Genomic DNA, 15,957 nt, shown 5'->3' on the forward strand with positions numbered 1-15,957 from the left:
TAACTCGATAGACTTTCTGAAGTTTGCTAGATCGTCATCTATATCGATTCCACAGATTAAATTTAGAGGGAGGCTCCCATGAGATTTCTGCTGTCTCTGGCACTGTTGTTCAACTTATTAGTCGGGTGCGCACCACAAGCGCAGCAAGCCACCTACCTTGATGGAAATGGCAAAAGCGGGATTACCGGCAAAGTCTTTTTAAAACAGGAGGGGCAACCGCTCAGTGGCGCCTACGTCAATGTCTACCCCAGCCATGCCCCGAACCTGCTCGGGCCATCGACCTATATCTCCAGCCCGACAGATGCTTCAGGTAATTACAGCATTGATGTTCCACCGGGCCAATATTACGTGGTTGCCCGCAAGCGCTCGAACGGAACGGCAACCGGTCCGATCAATCCGGGTGATTTTTTCTCTGAGGATGCTCGCCTGCTCACTGAAATAAAAACAGGAAAATTGACCAAAATCGATCTGCCGATGGTTACCATGACCGCGCCGATGTTTTTCAAGCAAGGGGCGGGAGATATCGTCACCGAACAGGGCATCAGCGGAATCCTGGTCGATGTCGACGGCAAACCGATGCCAGGAGGGTTTGCCATTGCCTACACCGACAACGATATCAAGCGACTGCCCGATTTCGCCTCCACCCTGTCCAATGAGAAAGGTGAGTTTGTCCTCTACTTACCGAAAGGGGGCGAATATTACTTGGCCGCGCGGTTGCACGCTTGGGACATGCCGCGACCGGGCGAACCTTACGGCAAATATGATGGCGATGTGATTACCCCGATCCAGGTTCCGGACAAGGGTTTTGTCAAAGGAATCAAGATGGTGATGGCCCCCTTTACAGGCACTTACAAGGAGGGGAAGAACAAGCGCCCGTTCTGATTTCGTTAAATCAGTCAACAGCAACGAACGGGGACGGAACGATTTTCTGTCCCCGTTTTTTTATCCCCCTCAGTTCCGTCAATTAAGCTCTCAGCAGACTGCCCTAAAGGCCACTTGCGGTGTATGACTCGTTGATCGCCCACTGCCGCATCTTTAGCGCAATCTGACGGCGAATGCGGGTCGGTACTTCGACATGCAGGCAGAGTGACCGTTTCTCCAACTTACAGGCCTCAATCCGCTGCTTGGCATTGGCCCCGGCACTCGGCAACCAACGGATATTCTCCTTCGGCAGGTAACTTCGTTCTTCCCCCGGCAACAAGCTGGCAACTTCTTGGCGCGGATCGAATTCCCGCCCGACCAGTTGCAGACCACCCAGCATCCCCAACTGATAAGCCAGATGCGGTCCGGCACAAAGCTGTACATAAATCTCTTCCGACAGCTCGCGGATCATCCGCAAGCCCCTCCGGAACCGCGGGTTCGGCTGCAGGTAGACTAGATCTCGGCGCACCAGGCATTCCCCCAGATCGGCGAGCTGCGGGTAAGGCGGCAAGCCTCCGAGACCGACCAGCACCCGCTCATCATCCGGATAGGTACCGACATAGCCGTGAACATCGACAATCAGCTCCGGAGCCGGCCCCGGCAACTCACCGACGTAGCGACACAGGCCCTCCTCATGCTTGTAGCAATAGGGATGACCGTGAGCATCGACATAGGGGTAGATCACATCGATATTACTCGGATTAAGCGGCACCCCCCAGTCCTTTAGCTTCTGCAGGTTGGCATCGGCGAGCGGTTCCCGCCCGGAGAATCCGAGGTTGATCACCGCCGCCCGCCCCTTGCCGTAGTGTAGAAAATAGAGCGCCACTTCCAGGGTGTGCGGATCATAGGGGCCGTGGCTGATAACGGCAATTGCGGGTCGGCATCCTGCTTGACCAGCAACAGGGCACCACCCGCCTCATCAGCAATGAACTTGCAGCGGAACTCCGGGCGCTGCGAACAGGACTGCCAACCGGTACTGGTCTGGGGCAAACAGCCGAAAAAGCCCTGCAACACCTGCTCGCGCCAGCTAGGGACGAAGCGGATACAGAGCTTCGGCAGCCGATAGTAAACATGATAGCTGCCTACATCCAGATAGACACGAATGCCCAGCCGCTCAATTAATTGTCGATTGTAGTTGTTCTGGGTCGTGTGCAGCAACCGCTCGGTTAACTCCTTCAGCCCGGCGTAAAAGTCTTCTCCGGGCACAGGAGAAACCAGCTCGACCCGTTTGAGGCCGCTATAGTCCTCGCGGGCAATTTCCACCTCAAGCCGGTTAAGATGCCGCTTAAAAGGAGCTGCTTCGTCAACCCGGAAACGGTTGACAAACAGCGGGGAGATCGTGATCGGGGGACGAGGTGAATCAGGCATTAGCACTCCTCATACACTGATCAGAATAACGCCAGCTACAGCTTTACCTCAAGGGGAAGGGAGAATTTCTTGCTCAGCCAACTCTGCAAGAGACCGAGCAACCCGCTTTACCCCTGCGTCAAAGGGTTCCAGTTCGATCTCGATCCGCTTTTCAGGCAGGGTGTGCATATAGAGCGGATCGTAATAGTGAACCATCAGCTCATAGACCAGTTCCTCCCACTCGCCAGCATGCAGCAAGTCGAGCAACTGCTTGATCACCTTATTGCCCAGCCGCTCTTTCAGGGCACAGATCGGCTGTTCGAACTGCTCGCGCAGCCGGTCGATCGCTGGATAGTCTTCAAGGATGATCCTAGTGCGAAAGTTAAGCGACGCTTTAAGCCAGAGGCTCGTTTGCTCCTGCATCGCCTGATGAAACCGCTTCGGCACCAGCAGCCGGCCAATATGCAGGCTCTCCCCTTCGGTAACCAGATAGGCGGACGACTCCAGCTGCTGCAGCCGATCCCAGAGCAACGCCTCGAAGCGTTTCTGCCCCGGTTGCGGCTCCAACCCGAGAGCCCCGAAGGCGCTGCCGCGATGATTGGCCAGACCTTCCAGGTCAATCACCGGGAACCCCTGTTCCGCTAGCCGATGCAGCACCTGGGTCTTGCCGACCCCGGTCAGGCCGCGCAACACGTAGATCGGCGGCCATTGCTGCTTTTCGAAATAACTGCAGACCAAGGTACGGAAGGCTTTATGTCCGCCGATAAGCTGCCGGGCATGAATACCAGCCAGATTCATAAAACTGGTCATCGCCAAGGAACGCATGCCACCACGCCAACAGAACACAATCACCGGCCCCCGATGTCCCCTCCGAACCTCCTCGACCTGTTCCAATAAAGCCGGGATCTTCGGTGCCACCAGCTCAATGCCAAATTTACGCGCCCTCCCCTTCCCCCGCTGCTTGTAGAGGGTACCGACCTCAACTCGCTCTTCGTTACTGAAGATCGGCACGTTGATCGCACCGGGGATGGTCGCCTCGGCAAATTCGGCCGGAGTACGCACATCGACCAGCAACGCTCCTTCACGACGTAACTGAAGGGCTTTTTCGAGTTCGATGGTTGCCTGTATCAAACGGATCATCCTTTATCGGCAAAGATTGCAGATGCTGTTTCTACACCATCATACGCCACAAAACAACCAGGTCCCGGAAAAAAACGGTTGACCAACGTGCAAAATTCCGCTAGGGTCTGCAACCGTTGTCGCGGGATGGAGCAGTCTGGTAGCTCGTCGGGCTCATAACCCGAAGGTCGGGGGTTCAAATCCCTCTCCCGCAACCAAATAAAATTAAGGGACTTGCATAAACATGCAGGTCCTTTTTTTGATTGGTCCTTCCACCCCCAAAAACAAAAATTATTTTTTCTCATTGTCCCTTCCTTTTACGGCTTACTCAGTTTAATTTAGAAATAAATCTTTATATTTCCGTCACTTGACTTCCGCATGTGGCATATTGGCATCTATTGATTGGCTATCACCAATTCTAATGGTCGCTATATTTTAAATGTTATGTTAACTCTTTGGCTCTAAGCATAAAAAAACCGTGAATAGAACAATGGAGCCCTCTATGTCCAGAAGTGTATCGATTGGTCCTGTCACCCGGATTGAAGGCCACCTGCGCATCGACACCCGCATTGAAAACAACCGCATAGCCGAAGCTTGGAGCATGGGGGAAATGTTCCGCGGTTTTGAAACGTTATTGGTCGATCGCGACCCGCTCGACGCACCGGTAATCACCCAAAGAATCTGCGGCGTCTGCTCGGTCAGTCATGCGATTGCTTCCTGCAAAGCGGTAGAAGCAGCCATCGGCTTGAAAGCCCCCCGCAACGGTCGCTACTTGCGCAGTCTGACGTTGGGAGCCAACTACCTGCAAAGCCACATCCTGAACTTTTATCATCTTTCGGCGCTCGATTTCGTGCGCGTCGAAGAGCTGCTCGATTACCGCGGCAAGGATCCGGTGTTACGCGGCCTGAAAATCTGGGCGTCGCAGGAGATCAGTTCCGGACGGATCTTGCCGATTGCGCCCTTCCTGCCGAAACTGCCAGCCGATTATGTCGACAACAACAACTGGAATCTGGGGGCCCTTTCCCACTATCTCGAAGCGCTCGAGATTCGCCAAGAGACCCATGAGATGACCTCTCTGTTCGGCGGCAAGATGCCACATACGGCGTCATTGGTTCCAGGCGGCGTCACCTGCGGAGTCGACCCGGCGGTCGTTGAAAGTTTCCGCACCCGCTTACGCCGAGTCAGGCGCTTTATCGAATTGACCTATATCCCTGATGTGATCGCTGCAGCCCGCCTTTACCCGCAATATGCACAGGGCGGTCAAGGGGTGCAACGCTATCTGTCTTACGGCGGCTTCGAAGAAGACAACGGCGATTGGCTACCGGCCGGGACTGTAATCGAGGATCGCTTCGAACCCCTCGACACGGCGGCGATCAAAGAAGACCTGACCGCCAGCCGCTTTCGGCAGACAATCGCCAAACATCCCCGAGAAGGAGTTACCGTCCCTGAAGAGGATAAAAAAGGCGCTTATTCCTGGCTGAAAGCCCCACGCTACAAAGGCTTGAGCATGGAAGTCGGGCCGCTGGCGCGGATCATGGTCGCTGCGACGGCAAACTCTGCCGGAGTCGGTGATGCCCTGCAGGCCTTCCTCCGCGAAGCGAATCTGCCGGCCTCTGTTTTGCCCAGTGTCCTCGGTCGCCACGCCGCCCGGGCTCTGGAAGCCCTGCTGCTCTCCCAGCAGATGGAAACCTGGCTCGATGCCTTGAAGCCAGAAGAGGCTTCATTGGCTCCTTACCAGACCCGACCGAACGGCTACGGTGAGGGACTGACCGAAGCGCCACGCGGTGCCTTGGGCCACTGGATCACTATCCGAAACGATAAAATCGAACGTTATCAATGTGTTGCCCCGAGCACCTGGAATTTCTCCCCGCGCGACCAGCATCAGCAACCAGGACCAGTTGAAGCCGCCTTGACCGGAATTGAAGTCAACGAAAACTACCAAGGGATAGAAGCCGCTCGTACCGTCCGTTCTTTTGACCCATGCATTGCCTGTGCTGTGCATTAACAAAGTAGTACGACTATGAAGATCACCCGTAGAGCGTTCCTGAAAGATGCCAGCCTGCTGATCGCCTGGCTCGGCCTTCCGCAAACCCTGACACCTTCGTTCGCCAAGGCACTGGAAGAGCTGGCTGGCGGCCAAGCACCTCTGCTCTGGCTGCAGGGACAGTCCTGTAGCGGGTGTTCCGTCAGCCTGCTCAATTCGACCGACCCAGGCCCTGCGGATCTACTGACCCGCTACCTGTCACTCTATTTCCACCAGACTATTTCGGCAGCGACTGGTAAATCGGCATATCAGAGCGTTGATAAAGCGATCGCCAAGGGAGGTTATATTCTGGCCATCGAGGGTGCTGTACCTCTGACCATCAAAGGCGCCTGTCGTTTTGCCGATGAGGATTTCGCCGACCTGCTGTATCGCGCCGCCGCAAAAGCCTACGCGGTGGTCAGTATCGGAACCTGCGCCGCGTTCGGGGGAATCCTGTCAGCTCCTCCCAACCTGACCGGTGCAACATCGGTCGCAAAGGCACTACAAAAAGGCAATATCAATGTTCCGGTGATCAATCTTCCCGGCTGCCCGGCACATCCAGCCTGGATGATCGGCTCTTTGGCACATGTCCTGAAGATTGGCATCCCGGAACTGGATAAGCAAGGCAGGCCGATGAAATTCTACAGCCAGAATCTGCACGAGCAATGCCCATACTTCTCCCAGTACCAGAAAAAGAATTTCGCCAAGGCTTTAGGTGACGAAGGCTGTTTATTCAAAATGGGCTGTCAAGGGGTGGTCACCCAGGCCGACTGCTCCATGCGTGGCTGGAACGGCGGCACCAACTGGTGCATCCGGGCCCGCAGCAACTGTATCGGCTGTGCGCGCCCGCAGTTCGCAAATGATCGTAATTTCCCTTTTTTCCGTTTGAACGAAAAAGATCTGCAGGCCTGACATGCATAAGGGATAAATTATTTGTCAACGTGGGGGGACACCATACAAATCAACATCCAAATCAATGTTACAGGCTCCTTGGGCTGATTTTGCTGATCGCTTTCGGCCTGAGCACCATCAACGTTGACGGACAGACATTTGCCCCCAAGTCAGGGATTCAATCAGCCGACTGTCTCTCTGCCTTTTCCGCTTTCAGCCGCTCCCCTCGCCTCCTTATTGTAAGTTTGCAACCACTTGATAAATCTGCTAGATTGCGCCAGAGTGTGATCGATTAAACATTGTCTTACGGAGGATGGCATGTCCAAGTCTGCCTTTATTGTCGAAGGGCGGTATCGCTTGGCAGCGGAGCAAGGCAAACCGGATGCTCAGTACAACTACGGACGAATGTGCGAACTTGGCGACGGAGCAGAGAAAAACTACCGCGAAGCCGCCGAATGGTATCGACGCGCTGCCGAACAGGGGCACCTCAACGCCCAGATAGCTCTCGGCTCCCTCTACCAGCTGGGCAACGGCGTTGAACAAAACAACCTCGAAGCGATCGCCTGGTACAATAAGGCGGCGGAGCAGGGAGACGCCGATGCCCAGTACCGACTCAGCAGCATGCTGGCCTTTGGCCAAGGGGGAACAAGCGACTACCAGCAAGCTCTCCTCTGGTGCCTTAAAGCCGCAGAACAAAACCATATCGAAGCACAACTCACCCTCGGCCAGATGTACGCCCATGGGGAAAGGATTCCGCAGGATTACGACCGTGCCGTACACTGGTACCGGATGGCCGCGCAACACAACAGCGCCGAAGCCCAGTATAACCTCGGCGTCATGTATGCTTTCGGCCAAGGGGTCACCAGGGATAATCTTCAGGCATTTAAATGGTGTCGGATGGCGGCCGAGCAGGGGCATGTCGAGGCACAACATAATCTAGGCTTCATGTATGCCAAGGGAGAAGGAACCGCGCCGGACCAGTTTGAAGCGGTAAAGTGGTATCGCCTGGCCGCGGAGCAAGGCGATATCGACGCGCAATACAACCTCGGCAGCATGTATGTTAATGGCGATGAAATCCCCCAGGATTTCCAAGAAGCCCGTCACTGGTGGACCCTCGCTGGTGAGGCCGGGAACGCCGCAGCACAGTATAACCTGGGGGTCATGTACGTTTTCGGCTACGGCGTCGAAAAGAATGATAAGGAAGCGGTCAAATGGTGGAGTAAAGCAGTGGAGCAAGGGTACACCGATGCCCAGTACAACCTGGGGGGCATGTACGCGCTCGGCCGCGGCGTACCAAAGGATTACATCAAGGCGTACGTCTGGCTGCGGCTACCGGCGGACAAGGGTCACACCGACGCGCAGCGAGTTCTGAAATCGCTGGAGAATAAAATGACCCCGGCACAAATCAAGGAAGCCCGCCAGGATGCCGAGAAAGTCTGCAAACGACTGGAAAAAAATATAGGTTGAACCGAATAAAGGCCGTCCATCTTCGGCATCTCGATATCAGTGATTAGGAGATTCAGGTAATTGCTGATCAGTTCATCCGCAATGCCGGCCTTCTCCTTTAATTCGAGAATTTGGTAGTAGCAATCCTCTCCATCGGCAAGTGACTTCAGGGCGAGATAGCCGAAGCCTTTGAACACTCCCTCGATACCAGCACGGATCTGGGAAGAATCTTCTGCCAGCACCAGCTTCTTCTGCTGGCGGGTATCCGGTATCTTATGTATAATGCCAATTCGTTAAAAGAGCGCCCCGACAGAGGGCGCAACTCGTTTTCCAGAATAGGATTAAATCAGACAAAGGTACGCATATGACGGGAATGGCACAATCGCATTACCGCCTGGGAATGAATTACTACCAGGGCAAAGGGGTAAAAAAGTCTTATGCAGAAGCGATGAAGTGGTTCCGGTTGGCGGCTCAGGAAAAATACCCGCACGCTATTTTTATGCTCGGCCGGATGTACGATAGCGGCAAGGGAATTGCTAAAAATCCGGTTGAAGCGGTGAAATACTACCGTCAAGCTGCCGAAATGGGCTATGCCAGAGCCCAGAACATTCTCGGTCAGGCCTACATCAAAGGGAACGGTGTCCCGGCTGATTACGACGAAGCCCTTAAATGGTTTCGCAAAGCGGCCGAACAGAACTTTTCCGACGGACAATATAATTTGGGGCTGATGTACGCCAAAGGGAACGGCGTGCCGAAAGATTTCGTCGAAGCCCGTCGTTGGTGGGGGCTGGCCGCCGAGCAGGGCAACCCCAAGGTTCAATTCACCCTCGGCCATATGTACCTGATCGGCAAAGGGGTGAAAAAAAATTACTCCAAAGCCCGTCAGTGGTTGCGCCAAGCTGCCGAGCAGGGGCTACCGACCGCCCAGTACCATCTCGGCATGATGTACACCAAGGGGACCGGGGTCCTGCAGAATCAAACCGAAGCCCGTAAATGGCTTCAGAAAGCCGCGGAACAGAATTATTTGGATGCTATTTACGCCCTCGGAAAACTGCTTAGTGTTGGTAGCGAAGAGGTTCGAGACCCGACATCGGCGGTGGTTCTCTTACAGCAGGCGGCCACCCGCGGACACCAACGAGCGCAGGTTGCGATCGGGCACCATTACGCGAAAGGGAACGGCGTAGTCCAAGACCTGCAGCTCGCCTATCACTGGTGGCTGGAAGCCGCCAAAACAGGCAATGCGGACGCCCAGTACAACCTCGGCGTCATGTATATCAACGGAAAAGGAGTTAAGCGGGACGCTCTGGAGGGAAAAAGATGGCTGACTGAAGCGGCCGACCAGGGGCACACCAAAGCCCAATACTGCCTTGGCATCATGTACTCGACCGGCACCGGGGTACCGGTCGACATGGACGAAGCACTGCGCTGGAAAGAAGCCGCAGAATTCTGGGAATCGCTTTAACAGGAAACTGGCATGCCGATTATTAGCTGCCCGCATTGCGGCGCACAACGAACCCTTCCTAGCGCTAAATTCCCCAGAAAACCGGCTATCGCACGCTGCCCTGAGTGCCGCAAAAGTTTCCATTTCGACCCTGCCATACTGCCGTTGCCAGCTGCGGACAGCTCGCAGGTCTGCTGCCCCAGCTGCGGGCTACCTTGCTCGATCCCAGCCCATAGAAAGGCCGGCGAGCGCCCGACCGTGCACTGTCGTCGCTGCAAGCACTCTTTCCGGCTCGAAACACCGCCCTCAGCCGAAACCGTCAATCTTCAGGCGCTTGCAAAACTGCAAGGCATCGGTCGGTTGCTGACCGACAGCTGGGAACTTTTCTGCCAGCGTGGGTGGGGACTGACAACCATCTACCTGCTCGGCATCCTTTTGCTTTTCACCCCGTTGCTTCTGGCGTTCATTCTCCTGCCCCCCCAATGGTATGAAGAGTCCAGACAGTTCTGGAGTGTCGCCATCGTCACCAGCGCCTTCGGCCTGCTCGGCAGCGCCTGGCTGGCTGCCAGCATGCTCAGTTACATCTGTAGAAAGGATCTTGGCATTTTCGGCGCCATTAACCGTGGCCGCAGGCAGCTTTGGCAATTTTTCGCGCTTATCCTGCTGCTCGGGCTGACTGTCGGCGGTGGTTCGTTGCTGTTGGTCATTCCGGGGATAATTTTCACCGTCTGGTTCTTTTTCTGCCAGTATGTACTCGCTGACGAAGAACTCAGCGGTATTCAGGCCATGGCGAGGAGTCGACAGCTGGTGCATGGCCATTGGTGGGCTGTTTTGGGCCGATTCCTGCTCCTCCCGTTGGTCACGTTGAGCATTTTCACCCTGACTGCACGGTTGCCAATCATCGGAGCTCCGCTGAACTTTATTTTTAGCTTGTTGATTACCCCGTTTTCCCTGCTCTACTACTATCAGATCTACCGTAACCTCAAGCAGAACTGTGCCGAGCAACCGCTGCGTCCCGCAACCAGCTTCAGCTTTTCACTGGCAACCGCCGTACTCGGCTGGATGCTTATTCCGGGCCTTTTGTTTGCTGCCAAGAGCTGGCAGCAACTTCCGACCGCCAGCATCGAAGCTGAAAGCTCGGCCATCGTCGGGAAGCTCTTCAATCATCAGCAGGCGATCTTGCTGGAACAGGCGGAGATGCAAACTGAACCGCAATCGCTGCAGAAACCCGAATTTCTCACCAAAGCCGACTACGACCGGCTCCTCAAAACAAAGCTTTTCCCCGCCCCGCAAAAAGGGGGTCTGCTCGGGCCAGCCACTTTGTCAGCGGAACATTTCTGGGCGGACGAGCAGGAGCCGCACCTGTGGCTGAAGTTGAAACTGGCCGAATTTCCGAATCTCGCCCTTGCGCACAGCCATTCAACCCGCATCCTGATCGACAAGGTTCTCGACGCCTCCGCCGAGGACCGTTACGATCGTGCGCACAGTTTCGAGCATAATGCCTTTCAGTGGATTGACATTCTCTCCGACAGTGCGCAAACCGATGGCTATAGCGGCATCCGCAACGTTTATTTGAAGCAAGGGACCCGCCCAGAACAGATCCGCAGCATTATAGGCCACCTGGAACTGAACCTGCCGCTCGGCATCGAAAGCCTGCAGTTGAATCGTAACGATATCGGCAAGACCCTGCAGGTGGCTGGCAAAACCCTTACCCTAGAAAACATCAACGAGGAAGGCGTTACGGTCCGCTATCAGGGGAGGCGCTCCGAATTGCTAAGCATTCGTGCTGTCAACCAGCAGGCTGAGCCACTCCGCGAAGCCGGCAGCACCTGGCTGAAAAACGGCGACAGTTTCAGCTTCAGGCAGATGTTTTCCGGTGATATCGTCAGCGTCACCATTCTGGTCGCTAGTGACTCGATTACCCGCAGCTACCCATTCGAGATCACCCAGTAGCCCCTCCCCGATTGACAAGTCAACAAACAACGGCTATGCTTCTCTGCATAAACTATGCACAAGCGCATTTTTCGTTTTCATACCAACATGCGGACCCCGAACATGGACAATTCTCTCCAGTTGAACGCGCTGCTTGACGCCATCGCCCGGATCATCATTACTGTCGACCGGCAGGGCATCATTACCAGCCTCAGCAGTTTAGCTCAGCAGCACCTTCGCCTAACCCGCGGCAGAAAACTGGCGGACGAACTTCCCGACTTCTGGCCACAGGTCAAACAAGTGCTCATCGGGCATTCCACTGAACAGACCCTAATCCTGCATCTTGCGCAACAGGAGTATTTTGTCGATATCAACCCGATATCGATAGAGGGCATGACAACAGGAGCCGTCTGCACCCTGGTCGGTAGCCAACAACTGGACACCATGACCCGCAATCTCCCTTCCTTCCAAACCCTGTCGCGCGAACTCGACACTATCATCGATTCGTCATCGGACGGGCTGTTCGTCTGCGATGCCAAAGCAAACGTTATCCGCGTCAATCCCGCTTCGGAAAGAATCCATAACATGTCGGCTCGCCAACTGGTCGGCCGCAACATGCAAGACTTAATCGAAAGCGGCTTCATCGACCGTTCAGCGGCACTGGAAACCTGCCGGACCAAGAAACCGGCAAGCCTGCTGCAGAATAAGGATGGCCGCAAACTGATTTCGATTGCCACGCCGGTTTTCGATGAACTCGGAGAGTTGATCCGGGTAGTGGTCAGCGAACGCGACATCACTGAAATAGATACCCTGCAACGCGAACTGGAGGAGCAGGAAGCGATCAGCGACCAGTTCCGCGACCAGATGCTCGCCATGCAACAAGCCGAACTTGATTCGAAACAGATCATTGCCCGCAGTCCACAGATGCTACGCACGCTGCAGCAGGCGATCCGCGTCGCCGGGGCCGACTCCTCTGTGCTGGTACTCGGCGAGTCAGGGGTCGGTAAAGGACTGATCGCAGACCTGATCCACAAAAATTCCCGTCGCGCCAGCCATCCACTGATCAAGATAAACTGCGGAGCGATCCCAGAACCACTGATCGAAGCGGAGTTATTCGGCTACGAAAAAGGTGCTTTTACCGGCGCTCAAACCGGCGGCAAACCAGGTCACTTCGAACTGGCCGACGGTGGCACCCTGTTCCTCGATGAAATTGCCGAACTGCCGCTGCCGTCGCAGGTCAAGCTGCTGCGCTTTTTGGAAGACGGACGGATCATCCGGCTCGGAGGCACCGACAGTAAAAAAGTCGATGTCCGGGTGCTGGCCGCGACCCACCGCGACCTAGAAAAGATGGTCGAAGATGGCTCTTTTCGTCTCGACCTCTACTACCGCCTCAATGTCATCCCCATCCAGGTGCCGGCAGTTCGTGAGCGGCGCGACTGCATCGTTCCCCTGATCCGCCACTATATCGATCTGTTTAGTCAACAGAGCGGCAACAAAAAACGTCTCACCCGTGCCGCTCTCGATGCCCTCGCCAGCTACCCCTACCCCGGCAACGTGCGCGAGTTGATGAATATCTGTGAACGGCTGGTGGTAATGAGCGAAACCGAAACCATTGACCTGCCCGACCTCCCCGCCCAAATTGCACAGCGGAGCGAAAATCTTGCTTTCGACAGCCTCGACTGGCCGGAAGGAATGACCCTGCAGGAAGCCCTTGATCGGGTTGAGAAGCACATCCTGGAAAAAGCTCGCCAGCGTTTCAGCAATCAGACCGAGGTCGCAGTCGCTCTCGGTGTTAACCAATCGACCATAGCCCGCAAACTGAAACGCCACGGTCTTACTTAGATCTGAATAATTGTCAAATCAATCACTTAGCAAATCTATGCAAAACCGCATAAGTTTGCCCTCAAACCAGCCCAAAACCCACTCCCCCTGCTCGCAGTAAATATCTCCAGCCAAACGCTGAAGACAAAAAAAATCCTGCTACAATAGTAACTTCAACAACATTAATGATTCTGTTCTGTAGATCAGAACAGAGCTTGGCACCCTCCTTGCTCAAGGGGTTATTTGCTCATTCCGAACATACGCAATTGAATAATTGCCGGGACTCACTAACCTGAAAGAGGAGAACCATGAACCTTCTGAACAACGCTGTAATTAACATCCCAACTCCGCAAAACGAACCTGTTCTCTCTTACGCTCCTGGCACTCCGGAGCGCCAAAAATTGCAAGCAGCCCTTGAGGAGCTGAAATCCAAACAGGTTGAAGTTCCCCTGATCATCGGCGGCAAAGAGGTTCGAACAGGCAATCTGGCAAAAATCGCCTGTCCACACGATCACTCCATCGAACTGGGTCAGTACCACAAGGCCGGTCCGAAGGAAGTACAACTGGCGATTGACGCGGCGATGGCCGCCAAACCGGTCTGGGAGAGCCTGCGCTGGGAAGAGCGAGCGGCGATCTTCCTGAAAGCCGCCGACCTGCTGGCCGGCCCCTACCGCTTTCTGCTGAACGCGGCAACCATGCTCAATGTCAGCAAGAACCCGTTCCAGGCAGAAATCGATTCCGCCTGTGAGCTGATCGACTTCCTCCGCTTCAACGTTTACTTCGCTTCTGAAATCTACAAAGAGCAACCGATGTACTCCTCCAGCCCGACCTGGAACTTTGTCCAGCACCGGCCGCTGGAAGGCTTCATTTTTGCCGTTGCGCCGTTTAACTTCACCGCAATCGCCGGCAATCTGCCGACTTCACCGGCGATCATGGGCAACACCGTGGTCTGGAAACCGGCCTCTTCAGCGGTTTACGCCCCCTACTACTTCATGAAACTGCTGCAGGAAGCGGGCCTGCCGGACGGCGTCATCAACTTCGTGCCCGGTTCCGGCAGCGACGTCGGCGATACCTGCATCAACAGCCCCGACTTCAACGGCATCCACTTCACCGGCAGCACCCCGGTCTTCCAGGGGATGTGGAAACAGATCGGCGAAAATCTGGCCAAGGACCACTATAAAACCTATCCGCGCATCGTCGGCGAGACCGGCGGTAAGGACTTCATCTTCGCCCACAACTCTGCTGATGTCGCAGCGCTGGCAACTGCGATTGTCCGCGGCGCGTACGAGTTCCAGGGGCAAAAATGCTCGGCGGCATCCCGCGCTTATCTGCCGGAGTCGCTCAAGGATGCGGTTCTTGACGAAGTGAAAAACCAGGTCGGTCGGATCAAGATAGGAGACGTCTGTAACTTCGGCAACTTCTTCAACGCCGTCATCGACAAGGGTGCTTTCAAGTCGATCACTGAGTATATCGATTATGCCAAAGCGGCGGATGACGCCGAAATCGTCATCGGTGGCGAGTATGATGACAGCAAAGGCTGGTTTATCGAGCCGACCCTGATCGTCACCACCAATCCGCACTTTAAAACCATGGAAGAGGAAATCTTCGGCCCGGTGATGACCGTCTACTGCTACCCGGACACCGACTACGAGGCTACGCTGGAGCTGTGCGACCAGACCTCGCCGTACAGTTTGACAGGTGCCATCTTCGCCAAAGAGCGTCCTGCCATCAGCCTGGCGCTGGCAAAGCTGGAGAACGCTTCAGGCAACTTCTACATCAACGACAAACCAACCGGCGCCGTGGTCGGCCAGCAGCCGTTCGGCGGTGGCCGGGCCTCCGGCACCAACGACAAGGCCGGCAGCAAGCAGAACCTGATGCGCTGGGCTTCGGTGCGCACCATCAAAGAGAACTTCGTACCGCCGACCAGCTTCGAGTACCCGTTTATGGATGAGGAATAAGTCGAACGCAACATTCCCGGCGGGGGAGCTTGCCTTCCCTGCCCAGACTTAGCCCAAACACAGAAGCGGAGCAATCATGTCTATTTTCAACTACCTGGTCTCCAAGACCATCATGCACATCCCGGGACCGATTGTCGGTTTCTTCGCCAAAGGCTATATCGCCGGAGAAAAATTGAGCGACGCGGTCCGCGTCGGGAGAAAGCTGAACGATGAGGGGATGGTGCTGACTCTCGACATCCTCGGCGAGTTTATCAAAACCAAGGATGAAGCGATCTTCTTCAAAAATCATTGTCTGGAGATCCTCGAAACCATCCATCGGGAAAAACTGGACGGCAACCTGTCGCTGAAACCGACCCAGATGGGCCTGTTGCTCGATGAGGATTTCGCCTTTGAGAACATCCGCGAGATCGTCGCAAAAGCGGTCGAGTTGGATAACTTCGTGCGCATCGACATGGAAGATATCGAGTGCACCGACAAGACCCTCGAGTTTTATCGCCGGCTGCGCGACGAGTTCCCGAAGCATGTCGGGGTAGTGTTACAGGCCTATCTGCGTCGCACCCCGCAGGATATCGATGACTTAAGCGACAAGCCGATGCACTACCGACTCTGCAAGGGGATCTACAACGAGCCCCGCTCTGCGGCCTGGAAAAATCCCGAGACGATCAACCGCAGCTACGTCATCTGCCTGGAAAAAATGTTCCAGTATGGTGCCTATGTCGGCATCGCCACCCACGACGAAAAGCTGGTCTTCGAAGCGCTGCAACTGATCGATAAATACAAATTGAACAAAGATCAGTACGAGTTCCAGATGCTGCTTGGCGTCGACCCGGAGTTGCGTAAAATCATCGTCGATGGTGGCCATAAGGTGCGCGTCTATCTCCCATATGGCGAATCCTGGATGCCCTACTCGCGCAGAAGGTTGAAGGAAAACCCGAATATCGCCCGGCACGCACTGTTGCAGATGCTGCGCGGCAACGGCTGAAACCGGCGATGGTCTGGAAACGCCTTAAGGAATTGATTTTGTCAAACTCGTGCCTGGTTTAGAAATGCTTCGATTT

At 55.1% G+C, this 15,957-nt stretch carries 12 protein-coding genes and 1 tRNA gene; 10 read left to right on the top strand and 3 right to left on the bottom strand.

What is annotated here, in order from left to right:
• The first annotated feature begins 78 nt into the window (after positions 1-78).
• Positions 79-882 (top strand): carboxypeptidase-like regulatory domain-containing protein, encoded by an 804-nt coding sequence (locus Q7J88_RS09845; RefSeq protein WP_303722011.1) that lies wholly within the window; start codon positions 79-81, stop codon positions 880-882.
• Between the two features lie 103 nt (positions 883-985).
• On the opposite strand, the gene Q7J88_RS09850 is transcribed toward Q7J88_RS09845, so the two are convergent.
• The 3 genes from Q7J88_RS09850 to mnmH are packed head-to-tail and all read right to left on the bottom strand — an operon-like array spanning position 986 to position 3,399.
• Positions 986-1,747: a hypothetical protein gene (locus Q7J88_RS09850; RefSeq protein ID WP_303722012.1), complete on the bottom strand. Its 762-nt coding sequence runs from the start codon at positions 1,745-1,747 to the stop codon at positions 986-988.
• Positions 1,702-2,289: a hypothetical protein gene (locus tag Q7J88_RS09855; RefSeq protein WP_303722013.1), complete on the bottom strand. Its 588-nt coding sequence runs from the start codon at positions 2,287-2,289 to the stop codon at positions 1,702-1,704. Before Q7J88_RS09855 ends, Q7J88_RS09850 begins: the two co-directional genes overlap by 46 nt.
• A 48-nt stretch (positions 2,290-2,337) precedes the next feature.
• The gene (mnmH, locus tag Q7J88_RS09860; RefSeq protein WP_303722014.1) at positions 2,338-3,399 is read right to left on the bottom strand and encodes a tRNA 2-selenouridine(34) synthase MnmH; all 1,062 of its coding nucleotides are present in this window, start codon (positions 3,397-3,399) and stop codon (positions 2,338-2,340) included.
• Between the two features lie 129 nt (positions 3,400-3,528).
• Between mnmH and Q7J88_RS09865 the strand changes: the two genes are divergently transcribed.
• The 9 genes from Q7J88_RS09865 to Q7J88_RS09905 all read left to right on the top strand — a co-directional run bounded on the left by Q7J88_RS09865 (position 3,529) and on the right by Q7J88_RS09905 (position 15,881).
• A tRNA-Met gene (locus Q7J88_RS09865) sits at positions 3,529-3,605 on the top strand.
• A gap of 284 nt (positions 3,606-3,889) precedes the next feature.
• A complete protein-coding gene (locus Q7J88_RS09870; RefSeq protein ID WP_303722015.1) occupies positions 3,890-5,392 on the top strand; it encodes a nickel-dependent hydrogenase large subunit in 1,503 nt (500 codons plus the stop codon).
• 15 nt (positions 5,393-5,407) lie between these two features.
• Positions 5,408-6,322: a hydrogenase small subunit gene (locus tag Q7J88_RS09875; protein WP_303722016.1), complete on the top strand. Its 915-nt coding sequence runs from the start codon at positions 5,408-5,410 to the stop codon at positions 6,320-6,322.
• A 297-nt stretch (positions 6,323-6,619) separates the two neighbouring features.
• Entirely contained in the window at positions 6,620-7,768 is a 1,149-nt protein-coding gene (locus Q7J88_RS09880) for a tetratricopeptide repeat protein (RefSeq protein ID WP_303722017.1), read from the top strand.
• Between the two features lie 352 nt (positions 7,769-8,120).
• On the top strand, positions 8,121-9,209 hold the full coding sequence (locus Q7J88_RS09885; RefSeq protein ID WP_303722018.1) for an SEL1-like repeat protein: 1,089 nt from the start codon (positions 8,121-8,123) through the stop codon (positions 9,207-9,209).
• Positions 9,210-9,221: 12 nt separating this feature from the next.
• Positions 9,222-11,141, top strand: coding sequence for a zinc-ribbon domain-containing protein (locus Q7J88_RS09890; protein ID WP_303722020.1), 1,920 nt, complete (start codon positions 9,222-9,224; stop codon positions 11,139-11,141).
• A 102-nt stretch (positions 11,142-11,243) separates the two neighbouring features.
• The gene (locus Q7J88_RS09895) at positions 11,244-12,962 is read left to right on the top strand and encodes a sigma-54-dependent Fis family transcriptional regulator (protein ID WP_303722021.1); all 1,719 of its coding nucleotides are present in this window, start codon (positions 11,244-11,246) and stop codon (positions 12,960-12,962) included.
• Positions 12,963-13,249: 287 nt separating this feature from the next.
• On the top strand, positions 13,250-14,899 hold the full coding sequence (pruA, locus tag Q7J88_RS09900) for an L-glutamate gamma-semialdehyde dehydrogenase (protein ID WP_303722022.1): 1,650 nt from the start codon (positions 13,250-13,252) through the stop codon (positions 14,897-14,899).
• Between the two features lie 76 nt (positions 14,900-14,975).
• The gene (locus Q7J88_RS09905; protein ID WP_303722023.1) at positions 14,976-15,881 is read left to right on the top strand and encodes a proline dehydrogenase family protein; all 906 of its coding nucleotides are present in this window, start codon (positions 14,976-14,978) and stop codon (positions 15,879-15,881) included.
• Positions 15,882-15,957 lie beyond the last annotated feature (76 nt).

It is taken from the genome of Malonomonas rubra (assembly GCF_003247215.1).
GTDB classification, from domain to species: Bacteria; Desulfobacterota; Desulfuromonadia; order Desulfuromonadales; family Geopsychrobacteraceae; genus Malonomonas; species Malonomonas rubra_A.